The 24,003-nt window shown below is 60.6% G+C and carries 22 protein-coding genes; 14 read left to right on the top strand and 8 right to left on the bottom strand.

Features of this window, described 5'->3' with window-relative positions; genetic code table 11:
• Positions 1-33: 33 nt before the first annotated feature.
• Positions 34-894, top strand: coding sequence for a phosphotransferase (locus NH195_RS03270; protein WP_066703061.1), 861 nt, complete (start codon positions 34-36; stop codon positions 892-894).
• Here NH195_RS03270 and ubiB read toward each other — a convergent pair.
• Positions 875-2,410 carry a 2-polyprenylphenol 6-hydroxylase gene (gene ubiB / locus NH195_RS03275; protein ID WP_066703063.1) on the bottom strand — a complete coding sequence of 512 codons (1,536 nt, stop codon included), beginning with the start codon at positions 2,408-2,410 and terminating at the stop codon, positions 875-877. The two genes, NH195_RS03270 and ubiB, sit on opposite strands and share 20 nt — an antisense overlap.
• A complete protein-coding gene (ubiE, locus tag NH195_RS03280) occupies positions 2,410-3,159 on the bottom strand; it encodes a bifunctional demethylmenaquinone methyltransferase/2-methoxy-6-polyprenyl-1,4-benzoquinol methylase UbiE (protein ID WP_066703064.1) in 750 nt (249 codons plus the stop codon). The genes ubiB and ubiE overlap by 1 nt, the downstream gene beginning before the upstream one ends.
• Before the next feature lie 87 nt (positions 3,160-3,246).
• On the opposite strand from ubiE, the gene mutM reads away from it, so the two are divergent.
• The 9 genes from mutM to gyrB all read left to right on the top strand — a co-directional run bounded on the left by mutM (position 3,247) and on the right by gyrB (position 13,556).
• Positions 3,247-4,098, top strand: a complete 852-nt coding sequence (gene mutM, locus NH195_RS03285) for a bifunctional DNA-formamidopyrimidine glycosylase/DNA-(apurinic or apyrimidinic site) lyase (RefSeq protein WP_066703187.1) — start codon at positions 3,247-3,249, stop codon at positions 4,096-4,098.
• A gap of 60 nt (positions 4,099-4,158) precedes the next feature.
• Entirely contained in the window at positions 4,159-4,935 is a 777-nt protein-coding gene (locus NH195_RS03290; RefSeq protein ID WP_066703066.1) for an enoyl-CoA hydratase, read from the top strand.
• A gap of 172 nt (positions 4,936-5,107) precedes the next feature.
• Positions 5,108-5,371, top strand: coding sequence for a 30S ribosomal protein S20 (gene rpsT, locus NH195_RS03295; RefSeq protein ID WP_066703068.1), 264 nt, complete (start codon positions 5,108-5,110; stop codon positions 5,369-5,371).
• A 777-nt stretch (positions 5,372-6,148) separates the two neighbouring features.
• On the top strand, positions 6,149-7,519 hold the full coding sequence (dnaA, locus tag NH195_RS03300; RefSeq protein ID WP_066703071.1) for a chromosomal replication initiator protein DnaA: 1,371 nt from the start codon (positions 6,149-6,151) through the stop codon (positions 7,517-7,519).
• Positions 7,520-7,690: 171 nt separating this feature from the next.
• Complete coding sequence (gene dnaN, locus NH195_RS03305) at positions 7,691-8,809, top strand: DNA polymerase III subunit beta (RefSeq protein WP_066703074.1); 1,119 nt, start codon at positions 7,691-7,693, stop codon at positions 8,807-8,809.
• 34 nt (positions 8,810-8,843) lie between these two features.
• Positions 8,844-9,959, top strand: coding sequence for a DNA replication/repair protein RecF (gene recF / locus NH195_RS03310; protein ID WP_066703076.1), 1,116 nt, complete (start codon positions 8,844-8,846; stop codon positions 9,957-9,959).
• On the top strand, positions 9,956-10,402 hold the full coding sequence (locus tag NH195_RS03315; RefSeq protein WP_066703078.1) for a VOC family protein: 447 nt from the start codon (positions 9,956-9,958) through the stop codon (positions 10,400-10,402). Before recF ends, NH195_RS03315 begins: the two co-directional genes overlap by 4 nt.
• A complete protein-coding gene (locus tag NH195_RS03320; protein ID WP_066703081.1) occupies positions 10,399-11,019 on the top strand; it encodes a LysE family translocator in 621 nt (206 codons plus the stop codon). Before NH195_RS03315 ends, NH195_RS03320 begins: the two co-directional genes overlap by 4 nt.
• A gap of 101 nt (positions 11,020-11,120) precedes the next feature.
• Positions 11,121-13,556, top strand: coding sequence for a DNA topoisomerase (ATP-hydrolyzing) subunit B (gene gyrB / locus NH195_RS03325; RefSeq protein ID WP_066703084.1), 2,436 nt, complete (start codon positions 11,121-11,123; stop codon positions 13,554-13,556).
• Between the two features lie 36 nt (positions 13,557-13,592).
• On the opposite strand, the gene NH195_RS03330 is transcribed toward gyrB, so the two are convergent.
• The 6 genes from NH195_RS03330 to NH195_RS03355 form a co-directional block, all read right to left on the bottom strand.
• The gene (locus NH195_RS03330; RefSeq protein ID WP_162265847.1) at positions 13,593-14,468 is read right to left on the bottom strand and encodes a class I SAM-dependent methyltransferase; all 876 of its coding nucleotides are present in this window, start codon (positions 14,466-14,468) and stop codon (positions 13,593-13,595) included.
• A gap of 30 nt (positions 14,469-14,498) precedes the next feature.
• A complete protein-coding gene (locus NH195_RS03335) occupies positions 14,499-15,167 on the bottom strand; it encodes an ABC transporter ATP-binding protein (RefSeq protein WP_066703090.1) in 669 nt (222 codons plus the stop codon).
• 3 nt (positions 15,168-15,170) lie between these two features.
• Positions 15,171-16,367, bottom strand: a complete 1,197-nt coding sequence (locus NH195_RS03340; RefSeq protein ID WP_238379684.1) for a KpsE/RkpR family capsule polysaccharide export protein — start codon at positions 16,365-16,367, stop codon at positions 15,171-15,173.
• 84 nt (positions 16,368-16,451) lie between these two features.
• Positions 16,452-17,405: a glycosyltransferase gene (locus NH195_RS03345; protein ID WP_066703092.1), complete on the bottom strand. Its 954-nt coding sequence runs from the start codon at positions 17,403-17,405 to the stop codon at positions 16,452-16,454.
• Positions 17,405-18,565: a UDP-galactopyranose/dTDP-fucopyranose mutase family protein gene (locus NH195_RS03350; RefSeq protein ID WP_066703094.1), complete on the bottom strand. Its 1,161-nt coding sequence runs from the start codon at positions 18,563-18,565 to the stop codon at positions 17,405-17,407. Before NH195_RS03350 ends, NH195_RS03345 begins: the two co-directional genes overlap by 1 nt.
• 74 nt (positions 18,566-18,639) lie before the next feature.
• On the bottom strand, positions 18,640-19,773 hold the full coding sequence (locus NH195_RS03355; RefSeq protein ID WP_155846065.1) for a hypothetical protein: 1,134 nt from the start codon (positions 19,771-19,773) through the stop codon (positions 18,640-18,642).
• Between the two features lie 196 nt (positions 19,774-19,969).
• On the opposite strand from NH195_RS03355, the gene NH195_RS03360 reads away from it, so the two are divergent.
• Genes NH195_RS03360 through NH195_RS03375 form a run of 4 tightly spaced genes read left to right on the top strand, consistent with a single transcriptional unit; the run spans position 19,970 to position 23,902 of the window.
• Entirely contained in the window at positions 19,970-20,755 is a 786-nt protein-coding gene (locus NH195_RS03360; RefSeq protein WP_274377263.1) for an ABC transporter permease, read from the top strand.
• A gap of 50 nt (positions 20,756-20,805) precedes the next feature.
• A complete protein-coding gene (locus NH195_RS03365) occupies positions 20,806-22,437 on the top strand; it encodes a glycosyltransferase family 2 protein (protein ID WP_066703100.1) in 1,632 nt (543 codons plus the stop codon).
• 59 nt (positions 22,438-22,496) lie between these two features.
• The gene (locus tag NH195_RS21410) at positions 22,497-23,009 is read left to right on the top strand and encodes a hypothetical protein (protein ID WP_162265848.1); all 513 of its coding nucleotides are present in this window, start codon (positions 22,497-22,499) and stop codon (positions 23,007-23,009) included.
• Positions 23,006-23,902 carry a glycosyltransferase family 2 protein gene (locus NH195_RS03375; protein ID WP_066703105.1) on the top strand — a complete coding sequence of 299 codons (897 nt, stop codon included), beginning with the start codon at positions 23,006-23,008 and terminating at the stop codon, positions 23,900-23,902. The genes NH195_RS21410 and NH195_RS03375 overlap by 4 nt, the downstream gene beginning before the upstream one ends.
• Positions 23,903-24,003 lie beyond the last annotated feature (101 nt).

Raw genomic sequence — 24,003 nt, forward strand, 5'->3', positions numbered from 1 at the left:
ACTCGAACGGTCCACAACCCCGGAGCGCCCGTAATGTCCTGTGCCGCAGATCTTCCCCCGAAGGGGCTTCGGGATCTCGTGGCGCAACGCGTCACTGCGCCGGTGTGCTGGCTGCGCTTGCCCGGAGGTCGGACAAACCGCAGTTGGCGGGTACGTGGGGCCACCTGTGACTGGGTGGTCAAACTGTTCGACGCCAGCCGCTCCAACCGCCTGTTCCCGAACGATCCGCAGGCGGAACGTCAGGCGTTGATCGCTTTGGCGGGGCAGGGGCTTGGGCCGGACTTCGTGGCGGAGTTCGAGTTGCAGGGGGAAGTCGGTCTGATCTACGACTATGTCGAGGGTGCGCTTTCCGGCAATACGGATCATCGCACGATCCGCGCGTTGGGCCGTTTGCATCAACTGACGCCTCCCCTGGAGCTGCGCCAGATCGACGTGTGTCCCGTGGCGCTTCTTGAGCAAGGCCGTTCTTTTCTGCGGGGGCTCGATACCCCTCTGGTGCGTCATCTGATCGCAACGGAACCTGCCCCTTCTCCCGTTCCGGGCGGCAGAGAGGTGTTCCTCCATGGCGACCCCGTGCCTGCCAATGTCCTGATCCACGACGGTCGGCTCCGGTTCATCGACTGGCAATGCCCGGCCCGCGGCGATGCGACAGCGGATCTGGCCATCGCTCTGTCCCCGGCCATGCATCATGTCTATGGACGGGGTATTTTTGCGAAAGCGGAACAGGAGACCGCGCTTGCTGCCTATCCTGAGGCCGACACCATTGCACGTTACCGTCAACTCGCCCCCTTTTACCGCTGGCGCATGGCGGCCTATTGCGCGTGGAAGGCGGCGCGGGGCGAGGCGATCTATGAGGTGGCCGCAGAAGCCGAGCTTAACCCAGAACGAGCATGACCGCGGCGCCGATCCCGGCGGAGACGATACCGCCGACGATCAGCCAGAGAACCTGCCAGCGGTTGCTCTGGGCAACGGGGGCGACAGATTCCTTGCTTTGAGCGATCAAAAGTGCCTCTGCCAGTTGCGGCAGGCGAGGTCCGAAGCGCGACAGTACCCTGGCCGTGTGCCAAAGATCGCGGGCCAGGGCCTTGGGGCCAATGTTGGCCTTGATGTACTCTTCGACCACCGGCTTGGAGACTTCCCAGATGTTGATATGCGGATCGAGAGAGCGCGAGACGCCTTCAACCACCACCATGGTGCGCTGCAACAGGATCAGTTCGGTCCGTGTCTGCATCCCGAAGCGTTCGGTCACCTCGAACAGGTAGGACAACAGCCGTGCCATGGAGATGCGCGTCGCGTCCATGCCGAAGATCGGATCGCCGACGGCCCGCAGCGCACGGGCGAATTCATCCATGTCGCGATCAGCGGGAACATAGCCCGCCTCGAAATGCACCTCGGCGACACGTTTGTAGTCTTGTTTGATAAATCCATACAAAATCTCGGCATAAACACGTCGTGTATACTCGTCGAGCATCCCCATGATGCCGAAATCCAGCGCAATGATGTCGCCGTTCGGCGCGATCTTGAGATTGCCGTGATGCATGTCGGCATGAAAGAATCCGTCACGCAAAGCATGGGTCAGGAACATTTGCAGGACGCGGGGACCGAGAACCGTCACATCGTGACCGGCGGCGATGATCTCGTCGATGTCGGAGGCGGCGATGCCCTCGACCCATTCCAGCGTCATGACCCGTTTCGAGGACAGGGCCCAGTCGATGGCCGGGACGTTGAAGCCTTCATCGCCCGCCGTATTCGCGGCATATTCTGAGGCTGAGGCGCTTTCCAGACGTAGGTCCAGCTCACCATGAACGACGCCTTCGAAATGCGCGATGACATCGGTCGGACGGAGGCGGCGCGAAGCGGGAGAGAGCTTCTCGATCAGGGAGGCGAGGAAATAAAAGGCGTCAATATCGGTGCGAAACGCCTTCTCGATGCCGGGACGCAGCACCTTGACGGCAACCGCCTGGCCGGTGTCGGCACGCACGGCCTTGTGGACCTGAGCGATGGAAGCGGCCGCGACCGGTTCGGAGAATTCGGAAAACAGCTCGGAGATCGGCGCCTGAAGTTCGGCCTCCACCGTCTTGATCGCCGCATCGCGCGGGAAGGGCGGCATCCGGTCCTGAAGCACCTGCAACTGCTTGGCGAGATCGGCACCGACCACATCGGGGCGGGTCGAGAGAATCTGTCCGAATTTGATATAGGCCGGCCCCAAGGCGGTAATCGCGCGCGTCAGCGGCGGCAGGTTCGGATCGCCCTTATAGCCGAGCCAGCGGAAGGGCCAGACGACGGTGCGGGCCAGTATGCGAAAGGCGCGGGGGGCGTCGAGCGCGTCCATCGCCTGGGTCATCGCACCGGTACGCTCCATGGTTGCACCGGTGCGGATAAGCCGCCAGAGATTGTGAGGTCCGCGCATCAGATTTTCCACCCGGAATGCAATGCCGCGATGCCCATAGTCAAATTACGATACTTTACATTGGAAAAACCAGCGGTTTTAATCATCTGCGCAAATGTATCCTGATCCGGGAATTTGCGGATGCTTTCTACCAGATATTGATAGCTGTCCCGATCCCCGGCGATCATCTGCCCCATGCGGGGGATGACGTTGAAGGAATAGAGATCGTAAGCCTTCTGCATCATCGGGTTCGGCAGTTGCGAGAATTCAAGCACCATGAGACGTCCGCCGGGTTTCAGAACACGGTAGGCCTCGGAGAGCGCATCTGGGATGCGGGTCACGTTCCGGATGCCGAAGGAGATCGTGTAAACGTCGAACTGATTGTCCTCGAACGGCAGTTTCATTGCGTCGCCCGTGACCCATTGCAGGCTCTCGGCCATCTGTTCGGCCTCGGCGCGTTTGCGACCTTCCACCAGCATCGACTCGGTCATGTCCAGAACGACGGAGGTCGCCCCCGGCGCGCGTTTCAGGAAGCGAAACGAAATGTCGCCCGTGCCACCTGCCACATCGAGAAGGTGCTGATCCGGGCGCGGCGCCAGCCAATCCATCATCGCGTCTTTCCAGACCCGGTGAATGCCCATCGACATCACATCGTTCATGATGTCGTATTTCGACGCGACGGAGGTGAACACCCCATGCACCATCCCGGCTTTCTGATCCTCGGCCACATCCTTGAAACCGAAATGGGTGGTTTTGCCGTTCTCGCTCATCGCTCTTGAACCTTTCTCGAAACTCACCCTTCTTATAGGGCTCACATCGGGCGTGACAATCGCATGTCGCAAAGCAAAGGGGCCAAAATGCCGGAATTGCCAGAGGTCGAGACGGTTCGTCGCGGGCTGGAACCCTCAATGGCGGGGGTGCGGATCACACAGGCCGATGTGAACCGGCCCGATCTGCGCTGGCCCTTCCCGGAGCGGATGGCGGAGCGGCTCATGGGTGCGAGGGTTGAGCGGCTGCGCAGGCGGTCGAAATACATCTTGGCCGATCTGGATACGTCGGAAACCCTGCTCATTCACCTGGGCATGTCCGGGAGAATGACGGTTTCGGGCGATCCGCTTGGGCAATTCGTGCATGACCATCCGGCAAAGGAAAAGCATGACCATGTGGTGTTTCATATGGAAAACGGCGCGCGCGTGACCTTCAACGATCCGCGGCGTTTCGGGGCGATGGACCTGATGGCCACGGGGACGGAGGAGACGCATCCTCTTCTTGCCAAACTCGGGCCGGAGCCTTTGGGCAATGCGTTCAGCGAGGAGCACCTGATTGCCGCGCTCAAAGGCAAGAACACCCCGATCAAATCAGCGCTTTTAGATCAGCATATCGTCGCGGGGCTGGGCAATATCTATGTCTGCGAAGTGCTGTTCCGCGCAGGCATCCATCCGGGGCGCAAGGCGTCAAAGATTTCCGAAGCGCGCATTGCCTCACTCGTCCCGATCATCAGGGAGGTGCTTTTGGAGGCCATCGAGGCCGGGGGATCGTCGCTCAAGGACTTCCGACAGGCCGATGGAGAGCTGGGATATTTCCAGCATAATTTCCGTGTTTACGGACGCGAAGGTGAACCCTGTGTGACGCCGGAGTGTGCGGCGCGTATAAAGAGGATCACCCAATCCGGGCGTTCCAGCTTCTTTTGCCCGACCTGTCAAAGATGACTTGATCCGTTCGGGTCAGATGTTAGGACTGCCCGGAAGGACCAGAAACCGGAGGGCGCAATGGCCTATAAAACGCTTCTTATCGAGATCAAGGATAGTGTCGAACTGATCCGTCTGAACCGACCTGAGGCGCTCAATGCGCTCAATTCCGAATTGCTCTGCGAACTGGCCGATGCGCTGGGCAAGGCCGATCTCGATCCGAAAGTGCGTGCCATCGTCATCACCGGCTCGGAAAAGGCTTTTGCGGCAGGCGCCGACATCAAGGAGATGTCGGAAAAGAGCTATGCCGATATGGCTTCCGAACGTCTCTTCGCCGAAGATGCCGACCGGATCGTGGCAACGCGCAAGCCGGTGATTGCCGCTGTGGCGGGTTATGCGCTGGGCGGGGGCTGCGAGTTGGCGATGATGTGCGATTTCATCCTTGCGGCTGATAACGCGAAATTCGGCCAGCCGGAGATCAATCTTGGCATCATTCCGGGCATCGGCGGCACGCAGCGTCTGACGCGCTTCGTGGGCAAGTCGAAAGCGATGGAGATGATCCTGACCGGACGCTTCATGGAGGCCGAAGAGGCGGAGCGCTCCGGTCTCGTTTCCCGCGTCGTGCCTGCCAAGAAACTGGTCGAGGAAGCACTCGCTGTGGCGGACAAGATCGCTGAGAAAAGCGCGATCTCCGTGGCGGCCGCGAAGGAGGCGGTGAACCGTTCTTATGAAATGACCCTCGCCGAAGGTGTGCGGTTCGAACGCACCAGCTTCCAGGGTCTTTTTGCCACGGAAGACCAGAAAGAGGGTATGGCCGCCTTCATGGAAAAGCGCGCGCCGCAGTTCCGGGACAAGTAAGTCGACAGGTTTCGGTGAAAACGGGCTTTCCTTTTCGGCGATTCTCGACTAAAGGGACGCCTTACATGCGCGTGGAGCCCGCTTTAGGCTATGATTGACCGCCCTTCTCAAAGGGGTTCGGGGTCCGTTTGCGCAATCGACATTGTAACACGACCTCGAAGAGGAAAATCCCATGGCGAATTCGCCCCAGTCCAAAAAACGCGCCCGTCAGGCCGTCCGTCGCACCGACGTCAACAAAGCCCGTCGTTCCCGCATCCGCACCTACCTGCGCAAAGTCGAGGAAGCCATCGCTTCCGGCGATCAGGCCGCTGCCAAAGCCGCTCTGCAGGCTGCTCAGCCGGAGCTGATGCGTGGCGTCACCAAAGGCGTGGTTCACAAGAACACCGCGTCCCGCAAAATGTCCCGCCTGTCTTCGCGCGTCAAAGCGCTCGGCTGATATTTGCGAAGAATTGATGTGAAAACGCGCCCTTTGGGCGCGTTTTTTGCGTTTTGGCGAGGCCATCCGGGGGCGGTTGCGATGCGGCTCCGCAGCGAATCTTTCGCGGCGGCGGCGCCTAGCAAGACTCACCCGAGAGTGACAATCGCCTCGCTCAAATCTTTCTCGAAGAGACGCAATCTGAGGCATATGCGCCACGGCTTTCTCAGCGCTTATTGAGCTTTTTGGATTCGGTTTCGGTAAAGACAGAGTCAAGCGCGAAGTTCGATTGCGACTCCGTCGAAGGGGTTGCTAGCTTGCCCATGCGATTCACGTCGTCTTGGGGGGACATTCAGGATCGTGTCGCGGAAGAGCGATAGGTGTTTGCCGGAGAGAAGAACATTCTTTCCGACACGTTTCCTTTGCCAACGCGCATGGTTTTGAAACCATTTTCGGATAGGGGTATCCGGGAAACGGTTGTCCGAAGAGTTCTGTGCCTTTGCACGGGGCTTTCCGGTCTGTCCATATAACCCGTGTCGCCGCCAATGTGCCTGTCTCCGTGGGGTGTGAGGTTCCCACAGGTTGAAGGGTACATGAGGCGTTCGGCACATCACCATTCTGGCCGGGTCGGCCGCAACCGCGACTTTGTGAGGGTGTCGCGGGGTCGACCGTATTTCGGCCTGCGTGGCGACAAGACGACCCGAGGCGCAAGAGCCGTGGGCGTTGCGGGCAACCGCAATTCCCCATGCCGGATCAAAACCGGCATAGATAAAAACGATAATGGGTCGAAAAGAGAAAATGAAAAACGATACGTGGGGACGTGTTAAGGAACAACTTCTTGAGTCTGTGGGGCGCAGCAATTACGCGAACTGGATCGAGCCGCTGGAACTGAGGAAAGTCGACAACGGGGTTGCCGTATTTTCCGTGCCGACGAGTTTCATGGCAAACTGGGTGTCCCGCAATTTCGCCGATACCATCCTGACCCATCTCAAGGCGGCGAACGCGCCTGCGTCCCGCGTCGAGTTCAAGGTTGAGCCGCATCAGAGCCAGACTGTCACGCCTGTCGACACCGCGCCCGTTGCGCATGAGCCGACTCCGGTGACGGTTCAGGAGACGCCTGCCGCCGATCTGCCCGGCGCGCCGCTCGATCCGCGCTTTACCTTCGACAATTTCGTCGTCGGCAAGCCGAACGAACTGGCCCATGCCGCCGCGCGCCGTGTGGCCGAGGGCGGTCCGGTGACCTTCAATCCGCTGTTTCTCTATGGCGGTGTCGGCCTCGGGAAGACCCACCTGATGCACGCCATCGCCCATGAGATCCGGGTGCGCGATCCGAAGTTGCGTGTGCTTTATCTCTCTGCCGAACAGTTCATGTACCGCTTCGTTCAGGCGCTGCGCGATCGTCAGATGATCGACTTCAAACAGATCTTCCGGTCTGTCGATGTGCTCATGGTCGATGACGTGCAATTCATTGCCGGCAAGGACAGCACGCAGGAAGAGTTTTTCCATACGTTCAACGCCCTCGTGGATCAGAACAAGCAGATCATCATCTCCGCCGACCGCGCGCCGGGCGAGATTCAGGGCCTTGAGGACCGGATCAAATCGCGTCTGCAATGCGGTCTCGTCGTCGATCTGCACCCGACCGATTACGAATTGCGTCTCGGTATTTTGCAGACCAAGGCCGAAGGCTATCGTGCGCAATATCCCGATCTGAAATTCGCCGACGGGGTGCTGGAATTCCTCGCGCATCGCATTTCGACCAACGTGCGGGTGCTCGAAGGGGCCTTGATGCGTCTCTTCGCCTTCGCCTCGCTCGTGGGGCGCGAAATCACGCTGGACCTGACGCAGGAATGTCTGTCCGACATCCTCAAGGCCTCCGAGCGCAAGGTTACGGTCGAGGAGATCCAGCGCAAGGTCTCCGAACATTACGCCATTCGTCTCTCCGATATGATCGGACCGAAACGGGTGCGATCCATCGCCCGCCCGCGTCAGGTCGCCATGTATCTGGCGAAACACATGACCACGCGGTCCCTGCCGGAGATCGGGCGTCGCTTCGGCGGTCGAGACCACACCACCGTCATGCACGGGGTGCGCCGGATCGAGGAGCTCAAGGCCACAGACAGCCAGATCGCCGACGATCTGGAAATGCTGCGCCGCACGCTCGAGGCGTAAGGCCCAACCTGAGTCAAATGCGCTGCACCGCCGTGACAATCGTCTCCGGCGGTGTCTGCGTCTCTTGACCTTCCGAACCGGACGCAACACAGTCTGGGCAAACAAACTATTGCACCCGGCGATGGATCGTTTACCTTCATCGCCCCGGGCTTTGAAACACGCGAGGGTGGTATGAAAATCAGCATCGAACGCGGCACGCTTTTGAAAGCGGTCGGTCAGGCGCAATCCGTGGTCGAGCGCCGCAACACGATCCCGATCCTCGCCAATGTTCTGATCGAGGCCGAGGGCGACACCGTGTCCTTCCGCGCCACCGATCTCGACATCGAGGTGGTGGACAAATGCGCCGCCATGGTCGAACGCGCAGGCGCCACCACGGTCTCCGCCGTGACGCTGCATGAGATCGTGCGCAAGCTGCCGGACGGCGCCATGGTTCAGCTCACCGACGACAGCACGACGGGCCGTCTGACGGTTGAGGCCGGGCGGTCGAACTTCTCGCTCGCGACGCTTCCGAAAGAGGACTTCCCTGTGATGGCCTCCGCTGAATACGACAGCAATTTCGCCGTCCCCGCGCCGGTGCTCCGCCGTCTCTTCGACAAGTCGAAATTCGCCATTTCGACCGAGGAAACCCGCTATTACCTGAACGGTGTCTACATGCATGTCGCCGACAGCGAGAACGGCCGTGCGCTGCGCTGTGTCGCGACCGACGGTCACCGTCTCGCCCGCATCGACGCGACCCTGCCGCCCGAGGCCGCCGATATGCCCGGCGTGATCGTGCCGCGCAAAACCGTGGGTGAGCTGCGCAAGCTTCTCGACGATGACGACATGACGATCGCTGTCTCCGTGTCCGAGGCGAAAGTGCGCTTTGCGACCCCCGAGATCACCCTCACCTCGAAAGTCATCGACGGCACTTTCCCGGACTACTCCCGCGTGATCCCGGTCGGCAACACTCGCAAGCTCGAAGTGGACGCCGCCGAATTCGCCAAGGCCGTGGATCGTGTGGCCACCGTGTCTTCCGAACGCTCGCGTGCGGTGAAGCTGACGCTGGAAGACGACAAGCTGACGCTTTCCGTCAACGCGCCCGACAGCGGTGCCGCCGAGGAAGAGCTGGCCGTCGCCTATAATGACGAACGTCTGGAGATCGGGTTCAACGCGAAATACCTGTTGGAGATTGCCTCTCAGGTGGATCGCGAAAACGCCGTCTTCCTGTTCAATTCCTCGGGCGATCCGACCCTGATGCGCGAAGGCAATGACACCTCCGCCGTCTACGTCGTCATGCCGATGCGCGTGTGAGTATTTTTCCAGCAAAGGAAACGAGTGAGGCGCGATGGGCGGCCTGTTCATAGAAGAGCTAAGCCTGTCGCATTTCCGCTCCCACAAGGCCGCGCGTCTCGAACTGGACGGGCGGCCTGTCGCCATTTGGGGGCCGAATGGCGCGGGCAAGACGAATATTCTCGAAGCGGTGTCTTTGTTGTCTCCGGGGCGGGGGCTGCGGCGCGCCAGTCCCGATGAGATCGCGCGCAAACCCGAAGGTTTCGGTTGGAAGATCCGTGCCGATCTACACTCCCTGCACCAGTTTCACGAGGTTGAAACCTGGGCCGAACCGGGCAATTCGCGCAATGTGAAGATCGACGGTAAGGCGGCGGCGCAGGTGGCGCTTGGGCGGATCGCGCGGGTGGTTTGGCTCATTCCGGCGATGGACCGGCTTTGGATCGAAGGGGCCGAAGGGCGGCGGCGGTTTCTGGATCGCATGGTGATGTCCTTTGAGCCGCGTCATGCCGAGGCGGTTTTGGCCTATGAAAAGGCGATGCGGGAGCGCAACCGCCTGCTCAAGGATATGGTGCGGGATGCCCATTGGTATGGCGCGCTCGAGGCACAGATGGCCGAACATGGTGCGGCGATCATGGCGCATCGGATTGCGACGCTGACGCGATTGGCGGAGGCACAGGAGGGTGCGGAAACCGCGTTTCCCGCCGCAGAGCTAAGCCTGAAAGCCTCCGACGATATGGACTTGCCGGCGGAACAGGAGGCGCTTCTCTCGGCATTTCGAGAGGGTCGCCCGCGCGATCTGGCAGCAGGTCGCACGTTGATCGGTCCACACCGCGCCGACTTGGGGGCGATTTACACGGCCAAAGGTGTACCAGCAGATCAGTGCTCGACCGGAGAGCAAAAGGCGCTTCTGATCTCGCTCATCCTTGCAAATGGCCGCGCATTGGCGGAAGACTTCGGAGCTGCGCCGATCTTTTTGCTGGACGAGGTCGCGGCCCATCTCGATGCCTCCCGGCGCGCCGCGCTTTATGACGAGATTTGCGCCTTGGGGGCACAGGCCTTTATGACCGGGACGGGCCCCGAATTGTTCGCCGAACTCGGCACGCGCGCGATGCAGATCGAAGTGCGGGAAGACGCGGGTCTTTCCCTGATTGACGAAAGGATACCCGGATGACGCCGCAACGTGTGACGCTGATCACTCTTGGTGTGGACGATATGGCGCGCGCCCGTGCCTTTTATGCGGCTCTGGGCTGGGAGATGCATCCGCGCTCACAAGATGAGATGACCGTCTATCAGGCGAACGGGTTTGCGCTTGGCCTTTTCGGGCGGGAAGCTCTGGCCGAGGATCAGGCCCGCCCTGGTGTGCCGCTTGGCACAGGGGCGATGACACTGGCTCAGAATTTTCCGTCGGAAGCGGAGGTTGACGACGCTTTCGCGCGGGCCGAGGCGGCGGGCGCAACCGTATTGAAACGCCCTGAAAAGGTGTTCTGGGGCGGATATTCCGGCTATTATGCCGACCCTGACGGGCATGTCTGGGAACTGGCTTACAATCCCTTTTGGCCGCTTGAGGCGAACGGGAATCTGACGCTGCCTGATCCTGAGAAAGACCCCGAATGACCATCACCCCCGGCGATCTCGGGCTTTATGCCTTTGCGCTTTTGATCCTCTTCCTGACCCCCGGTCCCGTCTGGCTCGCCATGCTCGCGCGCTCGCTTTCGGGCGGGTTCCATGCCGCTTGGCCCCTCGCACTTGGCGTGGTGATTGGCGATTTCCTCTGGTCGCTTCTGGCCATTCTGGGCGTGAGTTGGATCATCTCCGAATTCGCGAGTTTTCTCATCGTCATGCGTTGGATCGCTGTGGTGATGTTCATCGGGATGGGGGCTTTGCTGATCCGCCACGCCGACAAGCAAATCGCCGCTGACAGCCGTCTGACGCGCCCCGGCATGTGGGCCGGGTTCGTTGCGGGGCTGATCTGTATCCTCGGCAACCCGAAAGCGATCCTGTTCTACATGGGCTTTCTGCCAGGGTTCTTCGATCTCTCGGTTCTGACGGTCCCCGACATCGCCGCGATCTGTACGATTTCCGCTGTGATCCCGCTGGTCGGCAACCTGATCCTCGGCGCGTCCGTCGGTGCGGTGCGCAAGATCATGACCTCGCCCAGGGCGCTCAGACGTATGAACATTTCCGCGGGTAGCCTGCTGATTTTCGTGGGCCTGATCCTGCCCTTCGTCTGATTGCGGAAACCTGCCTTTTCCCGGTCTTTTTCCGTGTCAATTGCGTGACATCCCGGGTGTGCTCGCGTATAAAATAAGCAGGAAATAACAAGGATTTTCGAATGTCCGACGACACGCAGCAGCCTTCCGAGTACGGCGCAGATTCCATCAAGGTTCTCAAAGGCTTGGAGGCCGTCCGCAAACGTCCCGGGATGTATATCGGGGACACGGACGACGGTTCCGGCCTGCATCACATGGTCTATGAGGTCGTGGACAACGGCATCGACGAGGCGCTGGCCGGTCACGCCGACTTCGTTTCGGTGAAAATCCACAAGGACAGCTCGGTTTCCGTGCGCGACAACGGCCGGGGCATTCCGACCGATCTGCACCAGGAAGAGGGCGTCTCTGCTGCCGAGGTCATCATGACCCAGCTTCATGCGGGCGGTAAATTCGACAGCAATTCCTACAAGGTCTCCGGCGGTCTTCATGGCGTGGGCGTGTCGGTTGTGAACGCGCTGTCCGAATGGCTGGAACTCAAAATCTGGCGCAAGGGCAAGGTGCATCAGGCGCGGTTTGTCAAAGGCGAAACCTCCGAGCATCTCAAGGTGATCGGCGAGGCGGGAGACGAGACCGGCACCGAGGTGCGCTTCCTCGCCTCCGCCAAAACGAACGACCCGGAAGGCACGTTTTCCAACCTCGAATACTCGTTCGAGACGTTGGAAAAGCGTCTGCGTGAGCTGGCGTTCCTGAACTCCGGGGTGCGGATCATCCTCGAAGACGAACGTCCCGCCGAGCCGCTCAGAACCGAGCTGCATTACGACGGCGGTGTGAAGGAATTCGTCAAATATCTCGACCGGCACAAGACGGCGATGATCCCGGAGCCGATCTTTGTCACCGGCGAGCGCGACGACATCGGCGTCGAGGTCGCGATGTGGTGGAACGACAGCTACCACGAAAACGTCCTGCCCTTCACCAACAACATTCCGCAGCGCGATGGCGGCACGCACCTTGCGGGCTTTCGGGGTGCGCTGACCCGGACGCTGACGAAATACGCGCAGGAAAGCGGCATCGCGAAGAAGGAAAAGATCAACTTTACCGGCGATGACGCGCGCGAAGGTCTGACCTGTGTGCTCTCCGTGAAAGTGCCTGATCCGAAATTCTCCTCGCAAACCAAGGATAAGCTTGTGTCTTCCGAGGTGCGGCCCGCGGTCGAAAACCTTGTCGGCGAAAAGCTCACCGAATGGTTCGACGAAAACCCGGCGGAGGCCAAGATGATCGTCGGCAAGATCGTCGAGGCGGCCATGGCGCGCGAAGCTGCGCGCAAAGCCCGCGAGTTGACCCGCCGCAAATCGGCGCTGGATGTGAATTTCCTCTCCGGCAAGCTCAAGGATTGTTCGGAAAAAGACCCGAGCCTGACCGAAGTTTTCCTCGTCGAGGGGGATTCCGCCGGTGGCTCTGCCCAGACGGGCCGGGATCGTCGGACGCAGGCGATCCTGCCGCTCCGGGGGAAAATCCTCAACGTCGAGCGCGCGCGGTTCGACCGGATGCTGTCGTCTCAGGAGATCGGCAACCTTGTGATGGCGCTTGGCACCGGCATCGGTCGCGACGAGTTCAATCTCGACAAGCTGCGCTACCACAAGATCGTCATCATGACCGATGCCGACGTCGACGGTGCGCACATCCGGACGCTTCTGCTCACCTTCTTCTTCCGCCAGATGCCGGAACTGATCGAGGCCGGGCACCTCTTCATCGCCCAGCCGCCGCTTTACAAAGTCTCTCGTGGCAAGTCCGAAGTGTATCTGAAAGATCAGGCGGCACTTGAGGATCACCTGATCCATCAGGGCGTTGAAGGCGCGGTTCTGCGGCTCAAAAATGGCGAAGAAATTGCCGGCACCGATCTTGAGCGGGTCGTCGAAGGGGCGCGCAGCTTCAAGCGCGTGCTGGAGATTTTCCCGACGCATTATCCGCGTCACATTCTCGAACAGGCGGCGCTGGCCGGCGCGTTCGAACCGGGGCGGGTCGATGCCGATCTGGCGGGCACGGCGGAGACGGTTGCGAAACGTCTCGACATGATTGCGCTGGAATACGAGCGTGGCTGGACCGGACGTCCGACGCAGGATGTCGGCATTCGTCTCACCCGCGTGCTGCGCGGTGTCGAGGAGGTGCGCACCCTCGATGGTACGATCCTGCGCGGTGCCGAAGCGCGCCGCATCCATCAGGAAGTCGCCGCCACCGAAGGCCATTACAAAGACCCGTCGAAACTCGTGCGCAAGGATCGCGAAACCCTGATCCACGGGCCAATCGACCTTCTGGACGCCATTCTGGAAGAGGGTGAAAAGGGCCTGTCGCTGCAACGCTACAAAGGTCTCGGCGAGATGAACCCGGATCAGCTCTGGGAAACCACGCTGGACCCGGAAGCCCGCACGCTGTTGCAGGTGAAGATCGAAGACTTCCAGGAAGCCGACGACATTTTCACCAAGCTGATGGGCGATGTCGTGGAACCGCGCCGCGAGTTCATTCAGGACAACGCGCTCAATGTCGCGAACCTCGACGCGTGACGGTTTACGGGAGAGGTTCAGGCCTCTCCCGTCATTCTATTGTGCGACGAGGACGGCGGTGATGGCGTTGACGGCCAGTTCGTCGAGATCGTGGTGCACATTCAGTTCCGGCATGGCCTTCAAAATGCCGAATCCGACCCCGGTCAGGTGCTCCCGGTAATAGGCGAGGCGGAATCCGTTCTCGGCAAAGAAGATGTCGCGATAGAGCGACAGCGGGTGGCGGTTGACCGTGTAATAGGCGTCTTCGCGCCCGGTGAATTCCGCCACGACCTCTTCGCGGAACAGGTGGTGCATGAAGGGCAGGTTGATTTCTCGCGTCAGATGCGGACCGTTCGCGGCATTGAACTGCGGGCCGAAAGTGGTGCAAAAGACACCTCCCGGCCGGAGCACCCGGGCGATTTCGGAGATTGCTTTTTCCGGGCGGGTGACGTGCTCCAACACATTGAAGCTACATGAAAAATCAAAGGTATCCTGCTCAAAGGGCATGTCTTCGACAGAGGCCTTGATCAGATCCATTCCCTGTTCTCTTGCGGGGAAATGCTGGTCGTCCAGATCAATCCCCGTATAGGCGTGAATCCCGGCCTGTCGGATCGGCCCATGGTTTTCCGCCCGGGCACACCCGACATCGAGCGCCGAGGTAAACGGAATCCCGGCATGGGCTTCGGCCAGTTTGATCGCCCGTTCCACCCGACGCTCCGAACGCTTGCGCAAGGTTTCGGCGTCGTATTTCAACCCGCCGCGCGGCGGCAGGACCGCGTGGATCTGACGCAGGATGCCGATGTCACGGCCCTGCTGCAACAAGGCCACGATCTGCTCCTCTTCGGGACTGAGCGTGACCGTGTCGAGGCTACGACGCACAACGTCGGAAATATCATGAACGCGGGGGTCGAGTTTGCGGGGTTTCTCAAACACGACAGAAGCTTTCTGCAAGAATGGAAAAGGTCATTCGTCCTCCTGTGAACCAAGGATGTCGTGATGAAGCGCGATGGCGTCCTCGAGGTCTTCGAAATAATGCAGTTGCCCCTCATGAAGCACCGCGCCGGAGGTACAGAAGAGCCTGAGCTGCGGCACCGAGTGTGTGACCACGATGGCGCCCGCGTGTTTCATGCGTTCCTGAAAGTAATGTCGACTCTTCACTTTGAAACTGGCGTCGCCCACCGCCGTGACCTCATCCACCAGATAGGTGTCGAAGGGAATGCCGATGGAGATCGCAAAAGCGAGACGCGCGCGCATCCCCGAGGAATAGTGCCGCACCGCGACGTGGAAATGCCCGCCGAGTTCCGAGAATTCCCTGGTGAAATGCAAAAGCGACTCGGTGTCGACGCCGTAGGCACGGGCCACGAATTTCGTGTTCTGCGCCCCCGTCAGATTGCGGTGAAACGATCCGGCAAAGCCCACGGGCCATGAGATGCTGCCGGTTGTCTGAATCTCGCCACTGTCCGGGCTGGTCTTGCCGCCGATCATCTTCAGCAAGGTGGATTTCCCCGCGCCGTTCCGGCCAAGAAGCCCGATCGAGGTCTTGCCCGGCAGCGTCAGGTTCACGCGATCGAGGATCACCTTTTTGCCATCGGGTGTGGCGAAGGATTTGCTGACGTCGACAAACCGGATCATGGATCAGCGCCGGTCTCTGAGCGAGTAGTAGATCAGCAGGAGGATCGTCCAGCCGAGAAAGAGAAACAGCCCGACAAGCATGAGAATCGTGCCGCGCGCCGGGTACATGGAGCGTTCCGCCAGTGTCGGCGTGATGAAGGTCGCCAGATACCGTGTCGTGCGCCGCGCCTCGCCCAGAGCGGCGTCATGAGCGCTGCGGGCCGCCGTATAGGCCATCTGGGCGAATTCATAATCGACGGAGAGTTTTTCGAATTCCGAAACCTTCGCCGCGTAATTGTCCCCGTCGGCGCTCTCTCCGGAGAACTTGTTGCGTTCCTCGGCGATCCGCTTGCGCGTCACGTCGATCCGCCTGCGGGTCTGTTCGAGGCGGGGGTCATTGGGCTGGGCGGTGATGGCCAGAAGGTCGAAATCGATCAGTGCCGTGGCAAGCTGTGACTGAAGTGTGTTCAACAGCCCCATCTGGCCTTCGATGTCCTTGGTCGGATCGACGATCTGGTTGGTGACCCGGAAATCCGTCAACTCCTGCCGGGCCTCTCGAAGCCGGGTTTCGGCGCGTTCGAGATCTTCCTCGGTGTACCGTGTCGCATCGGCACGGGCGGTGGCGGAGATGTCGTTGATGACGGCCTGACTCTCAACGAGGATGGCTTGGGCAATCTGATACGCATCCTCCGGGCGAAACGCGTTGACCCGAATGATCATCAGGCCCGAGCCACTGTCGTAGGACAGGTGCAGCATGCGTTTCCAATATTCGGTCAGATCCTCGATCGTGCCATCCGTCTGGAAGGAGAAAAACGGATCACTGTCCTGATGAATGGAAAACAATGTCCGCAGGTCGATCTTGTCGTCGATGTTCTGGACGATGTCCTGACTTTGGATGAACTCGTAGAGAATATCGCTGTCGTGCCCGCCGGAACTGCCGAGTGTGCGCGTCAGGCCGCCGAAGAAATCCGAGGCGCTGTTGTTTTCCTCGCTGCGCACGGTGAAGGCCACGGTCGAGGCATATTGGTCCTGGGCGAAGGCGAAGAGGTAGACGGCACTGATCAGGAACGGCATCAGAACGACCGAAATGAACGTATAGACAACGATCCGATGCCGCCGTTTCGGGCGCGCCGGTTTCGCGTGCGGCAAAACCGGACGTTGAGGCTGGGGACGCTTTTTCCCCGACGCGGGAGGGCCGCCGGACGGTGCCGTGTCTGTCATGTTCTGACCCGTTTTCATCTCGAAAATCTTAGAGGCAAGCTGTTCAATGTCATAACCTTTTCTGGGGCGCAGGCGCGGGCCCGGTCAGGGGCCGTGCAGATCATCGCATCGTCCCCGTCGCCCCCTGAACCCGTCGCGCAGGCCGCGCCAGAGCAGGCGATAATAGGTCTTCCGCTCCGGACCGTTGCAGGCCAGCCCGCGTTTCGACCAGATCGCGACATAGTAGAGCAGGGCGAAGGGAAAGATCATCGGACCGGCGGATTGCCGTGCGATCTCCACGCCGTTGCGGCAGTGATAGTAGATCTTCCACAGCGGACGATAAACGAAGTCACCGCCGAAGGTCGCGATGTCATGAGTGAAACGGACGGCGGGCATCACAAGGATACGCCATCCGGCTTTCCGTAGTCTGAGGCTGTAGAGAACATCGTCGCCATAGATGAAAAGCCCGGCTTCGGGCGGGCCGATCTCTTCGGCGGTTTTGCGGCGCAGGAAGAAACCGACGAAGGAAGAGAAATCCGCGTCTTTCGGCGTGGCCTCCGGTGCGAGAGCGCTGTCGGCAAGGTGAAATCCCTGCCGGTTGCCGCGAAACATCGTGCGCAGGAAGGCGGAGAGTTGCCAGAACGGGTTCACCCCCTGCCGGTTCATCTCGCAAATCTCGTCGGAGACCGTCTCCACCACGGCGCCGACGGCGCCCACGCGGTCGGGAAGATCGGGGGCCAGCGCTCTGAACCGATCAATCGCCCCGGTTTGCGGCCAGGCGTCGTCGTCGAACAGGCACAGCCAGTCACAGGTGGCAAGCCCCCCTTCGGTCATCGCCTGCACGGCTTGGCTGAACCCACCGGCACCGCCGGTGTTCTCTTCGAGATGCAGACAGCTCAGCCGGGGATCGTCCAGTGCTTCGAGCCGCCGCCGCGTGTCATCTGTCGAGGCATTGTTCACCACCACGACCCGCTCGAAAGGTTCGGCCAGAACCCGTTCGAGGCTCCGCATCAGGCTGTCGCACCGATTGTGCGTGGTGATGATTGCCGCCACCCGCATCAGATCGCCGCCGTCGTGAAGGCGGGCAGGGGAGTATCCCGTACCTGTGTCAGAAGAAACTGTTCCGCCGTGTCCATCGCCTCGCGGACGGAGACATCCATATCGAGATAGCGATAGGTCCCGAGCCGTCCGAGGAAGGTCACGCCAGAGGTCGCCTGCGCAAGATCGACATACTGGCGCAGCATGTCCTGCTCCCTGGCGAGGCGGATCGGATAGAAGGGAATGTCGTCGGGCCCCGCGGCGCGCGAATACTCGCGAAACAGCACGCTGTTCTTATGCGTCTCCCACGGCGCGAAATGCTTGTGCTCGGTGATCCGGGTCCAGGGGACATCCGCGTCGCAGTAATTCATCACCGCGCAGCCCTGCACATCGCCCTCGCCATAGACCCGCTCGAAATCGAGGGTGCGATAGCCAAGCCGACCCAGACGATAATCGAAGAACCGATCAATCGGTCCGGTCCAGAAGACATGGTCCCATCTGACCGCGTCCGTTGCGCTGAACGCGGTGTTCAAAACGACCTCGATGTTCGGGTGATCCAGCATAGTCTCGATCAGTGCGGTATAACCGTCCCGCGGCATGCCCTCGTACTGATGGGAGAAATACCGGCAGTTGTAATCGAACCGCAGCGGCATGCGTTTGAGGATCGAGGCCGGAAGATGGGTCGGATCGCAGCCCCATTGTTTGCGCGTGTAGCCCTCGAAGAACGTGCGGTAGATTTCTTCGCCCATCAGAGCGAGCGCCTGTTCTTCGAAATTCTCAGGCATTTCACAAGCATGGGTGAGCGTGTCGAGATGGGCTTTTGCCTCGGCAGGGGAGAAATTCCGTTTGAAAAGCTGGTTGATCGTGCCGAGATTGATCGGCAGGGAATAGGTATGCCCGCCCGCATTGGCCACGACCGTGTGGCGATAGGTTTCGAACCGGGTGAAGCGGTTGACGAAATCCCAGACCGCGCTGTCATTGGTGTGAAAGATATGCGGCCCGTATTCATGCACTATAACGCCGGTCTGCGCATCCCGGGCGGTGTGGCAATTGCCCGCCACGTGATCGCGGCTTTCGAACACCGTGACGCGATACCCGGCTTCCGCGAGGCGCCGCGCGACAGTCGCACCGGAGAATCCTGCGCCAGCGATTGCGACTCCGCTGTTCTGACCGATTTTCATCTTATGTCCTGATATCCATGAACTGGCGTTTATTTGGCCGGATCAGATATGGCAGCAGTATCGTTAAAATTTTCTTATTCTGACGACAGGTTCGGGATATTCGGGAGAAATGTGATCCCATCGAGGAATGGCGACAGGACCGTGTCTTCGCGCAGCGCGGAGCGGGACAGGAGCTGTGTTTTGAGCCGATCCCACAGCGCATGTTCCGGGATCGCACGGCAGTGACCGAGCGCGTCGATATCGGGGAAGAACGCCTGACGCCCTGTGACTTCTGACAACCAGTCATGGATCGGCGCAAAGACACGCAGCATCTTGGCGCGTGCCACGGGGCCGAACATTTCGATCTCTTTCGCGGGCGGCAAGGCATCATTCAAAGCGATTTTTGAGACGATCTCGCGAAACCGGAGCGCGTCTTGGCGCGAAAGCTGAATATTCGCCCGCCTGATGAACTCGATCAGGCCCGGGTGCACGCTTGTGTTCAGCCGTCGCGAGGTTTGCCAGGGCGGCGGGGGCTTCAGACCGGCCAGCTTGAAAAAATTCTTGACGCTGCCGCCTTGCGCCAGCACCTCATCGTAGCTCTGGATTGTGAACCGTGCCTCCGGCAGGGCGGTCATCCAGGGTTCCAACATGAGCCGGTAATCGAAATGCACCCCCCTCTGGTAATGCCGCGGCACCGTGTCCGCCAGCGGTTTGAGGATGGTCCCGAACTTCAGCCGCTGACCGTACCACGAGACGAGATAATCGTCGACGCGCCGCAGCGAGGCGATCACATGAATATCGTCGATCTGTGGAAACATCCCGACCAGTTCCCGGATCAGATCGGTCCCGCGCGCACCGAAATTCGAAAACACCTCCGCCGCAAGCACCATCGTCTTGGGGCGAAACGCCTCGATCTGCGCCGTGATCGTGCGGCCGATCTCGTCTTTGCCCGGTAAGGGCAGATGAATGTCCGGGACGCCGTTCGGCGACCACATGCGAAAGGCCAGCGCATTATGGCCCTCGCGATAATTCAGCGGGATCGGCCATGTGCGACGCTGCATCGCCCCGATCCGTCCGGAGGCAAATCCCGCCAGCATTGCAAGCCCACTGCTGTCGACCGCCGGATAGAGCACATCGTGACGCAACAGCGCACGACAGTTCCGCGCCAGAGCGGCCTGCAGAGCGGTTGAGCCGGCCTTGTGATGGCCGATGAAGAGGATCATTTTCATCTGTAGTGTTCACCGCTCACTCGCCGTATGGTTGTTCGTACCGTGTTGGCCGCCTCATGGCAACTGGCTTGCAAGACTTGGGTTTCGCGTGATTTATTCGAAAAAGTGCCGTCCCGTGCGGTTTCATTAAGACAATTTAACAACTTTTCCGGGTATTTGGGTCGAGCAACTTGGTCGAATAAGATTGGATTTTCTGGTGGACAAAGCCGTTGAACCCCTTCGCTTTCAGGCCCTGAGGAACATTTTCGCCCTCATGATGCGCGAAATGTCCTCGACCTTCGGGCGCTCTCCGGGCGGTTATTTCTGGGCGATTGCCGAACCCGTGGGCATCATCTTGATGCTGGCCATAGGGTTCTCTCTGGTTGTGCGCGCACCGGCGCTTGGCAACAATTTCATCCTGTTCTACGCCACCGGCTATCTGCCCTATTCGCTTTTTGCGACACTGGCTCGGGTGATCATGCACGGTCTCGGCTATTCGCGCCCGCTTCTGGCCTATCCGCGCGTTTCTTGGATCGAGGCCCTGTTTGCCCGGCTGTTCCTGCACAGCCTGACCAATTTCGCGGTCTCCTTCATCGTCCTCGGTGCCATCCTGATGTTAGAGGACACGCGGATCGAGCTCGATTTCATGCCGATCCTGAACGGCTATGCCATGCTCGTTCTCACCGGCTTTGCGCTCGGTATGATGAACTGTTTTCTCATGGGGCTCTTCCCGGTCTGGGAAAACATCTGGACCATCGTGAACCGCCCGCTGTTCCTAGCCTCCGGCATTTTCTTCCTGTTCGACGATTTGCCCAAGGCGGCCCAGTCGATCCTCTGGTTCAACCCGATCATCCATGCCATCGGAGAGGTGCGCCGCGGCTTCTACGCCACCTACGATCCGGCCTATATCAGCCCGACCTATGTCTATGGCCTCGCCCTGGCGCTTCTGGCCTTCGCGCTCTTGCTGTTGAAACGCCACTACCGGTGGATTCTCGAAGAATGACGGGACAGGGCGGATCGGTTTTCCCTCTGCGTCTGCGGGACTTCTCTCCAATGCGAGATGGCGACCACGTCGCCTTCGATCACTGGGAGGACCTGTTCAACCTGAGCCTCTGGAGCGCGGCCACACATCTGGCTAATCCCCGGCTCGTCCTGCGAGGCACCGGACGAGTGCAGCTTAAACTCTGGCGGCAGGGCGACGAGGGCGACCCATCTCCCGTTCTCGACGCAGAGCACGATTTGCCGCTCATCCTGCCCTTGCCAGAGGGAACGGAGAGCGGGATTTTCTGGCCCGAGATCACTGCGCGCGGGTCGGTGTCGCTCGACAGTGTCGGCTGGTCCGCCGATCCGCCGACCCGAGACATTCGCATTGCTCTGGTGATCACGACCTATCGGCGGGAGGCAGAGGTCCGCACCGCCGTTGCCAAACTTCTGCCGAGCTTGCAAAGAGATCTGCCGCCCGGCGCCGCTCATTTCGTGGTGGTCGACAACGGGCGCAGCCTGACGCTTCCTGCCGCCCCCGAACTCACCCGTCTGGACAACCCCAATCTCGGCGGATCGGGCGGTTTTGCCTGTGGGCTCGCCTTCGCCCAGGACGGCGGATTTACCCACGCGCTGTTCATGGATGACGACGCCGCGACCACACCGGAGGCGCTGATCCGCACCCATGCCTTCCTGTCCCGTGCCCGTGACGACAGGGCCGCCGTGCTCGGTGCCATGCTGACCGACACGGAGCCGTCCCGTGTGTTCGAATACGGTGCCGCGTTCGATGGTTTGTGTCGCCCCCTGTGTCACGGTCTCGATCCCACCTCGCGCACCGACGCCTTGCAAATGGAGCGCGACATCCACGCGCCCCTGCCCGACACCCATTATGGCGGCTGGTGGTTCTTCGCCTTCCCGCTCGCCCCCCTGCGCCATTGGCCCTTCCCCTTTTTCGTGCGCGGCGACGATTCCGGGTTTTCCCTGTCCAATCCCTTCACGCTCTGGCGCATCGCCGGGGTGGCCTCCGTTCAGGAGGGGTTCGATCTCAAATCCAGCCCGCTGACCCGCTATCTGGATTTCCGCTATCACCTGATCCACGGGCTGGTCTTCGACAGCCTGGGCCTGTCTCGGTTCAAAGGGCTGTCGGTCGCCCTGCGGCTGATCGTGCGCAACATCCTCACCCTGCATTACGACAGCGCCGAAGCCGAGCTTCTCGCCTGGGCGGAGGTGCTCTCCGGTCCCGAGACCTTTGCAACCGATCCGACCGCGCAAAAGGGCCGGGCGGCTGTCGCAGAACTCCTCTCCAACGAACGCTGGACCCCGACCCCGATGCAACCGGTGAGCACCCTCTCGCTGTCCGATCCGCATTGGCGGCGCAAATGGATCAAACTGACCCTGAACGGCCATCTCGTACCGTTCTGGGCGACATGGATGCCAGACCGGGTCATCGACCGCAGCACCCGAGGCGATATGCGGAGCTATTTCTTTGCCCGTCAGGTCGTCGTCCAAGATGAGACGCGCGGCACAGCGATGGTGCTCCGCCACGACAAGCGCCGGGCCTTTCGGATCGGGCTGCGCGCGGCGGGTCTGTCGCTGCGCTGGCTGCTGGGCCATTCGAAACTCCGCAAATCTTTCAAAACCGGCTATGACGAGATGACCACGCGCGCCTTCTGGGACGCGCAATTCATCCGGGAGGATTTGTGAGACGGGTTCGAACAGCATTGCGGGAACGTTTGATCCGCCTCTGTGCGACGCGGCGGAGCATGTCCCTGTCGTCTGGTCAGGTGCTGGACCTCCTACCGCTCCGCAATGCCCATGGTCCTGTGACCTCCCGTCCCATGGCCGACGGGATGCAGTTCCACATCGACCCAAAAGGGCAAGTCGAGGGCGAATGGTTCAGCGAAGCCGGGCAGCGGTTTCATTTCACGGCGCGGGTGATCGCCTCGGTCGATTGGGTCGCGCTCCATATCGACCTGCCACGTTTCGAGAAGATGTCGGAACTGTCGCACCTCTCCGTGATCCTGCGCGCGGCCAGTGCGGTGCCGCTGCGCCTCGAACTGGCGATCCGCAGCTACACCGCAGAGGGGTTTCAGGACAGTTTCCTGTTCCCGGAGCTTCACCTCACCCCCGGCGGTGTAGACCATTGCGCCACGCTCGCGCTGGCTCAGGCTCCGGATTTTCCGAGACAGGCCGATCAACGCGAGCTTGTGATCTTCTGCCCGACCGAAGGGGAGATGGAGATCGCGTTCGACACGCTGAAGGTTCTAAGCCTGTGAGACTCGATCTGGCTCTGGTGATCCCGGTCCATGACGACCTTCCGGGGCTCACGCGCCTCGTCGGCGAGGCGCGGCAAAGCGGGTTGTTTCGCCAGATCATCGTCGTCGATGACGCCTCCCCCCTGCCGGTGCCTGCGATGGAGGGGGTCACGCTTTGCCGCCTGCCCGACAATCGCGGTGCCGGGGCGGCGCGCAACGCCGGGCTGGATCTGGTGGATTGCACCCATGTGCTGTTCTTCGATGCCGACGACACGCTCCTGCCGGAGCTTTCCCGCCTCACAGAACACCTCGCCGAAACCCCGAATTTCGACCTGTGCCAGTTCAAATACGCCCAGAGCAGCGAGCTGCGCCACGGCCATTGGGGGCAGCCGGATTATGACGAGGCCGTCTGGGCCGAAGCGGGGCTAAGCCTTGCACGTCACAAGGTCCTGTCGCCCGCCCAGCGCCACTTGATCGCGCAAACCGCCAATTACCCGTGGAACAAGATTTGCCGGACGGAGTTTCTGCGCGCGGAAGGCATCCGCTTCATGGAGATCCCGTTGCACAACGATCTCGCCTTTCATTGGCGCGTGTTGAGCCGGGCGAAGACCGTGATCGCCAGCGACCGGATTTGCACCTATCACCGTGTCCACACGGGCCGTGCGCATCTGACCAATCGTCGCGGACACGAGCGGCTCTGCGTGTTCGACGCGCTCGACACGGTGCGCCGCGAGCTTGCCCCGCTTGACCCGGACTGGCACGCGGCTTTCGCGGCTTTCGCCTCCGCTCTCGTCACCTGGGCGCGTCAGGGTCTCGACGAGGCCTCTCTCGACCGGTTCGACAGGCTCTCAGAGCAATTCTTTGAAAACATGAAAGAAACAGGGTCTCCCCCGGCCAGATCCGATAAATTTTGAAGCGATTTTCGGCCAAATTGAAAACAGGGGCCGCAAAAACGCCGCTTTCGCGCAAATGAAAAGCAACCTCGTTTCGAGACACTTATACCCGGGTATAAAGG

The sequence above is a fragment of the Celeribacter ethanolicus genome (assembly GCF_001550095.1).
Lineage (GTDB): Bacteria > Pseudomonadota > Alphaproteobacteria > Rhodobacterales > Rhodobacteraceae > Celeribacter > Celeribacter ethanolicus.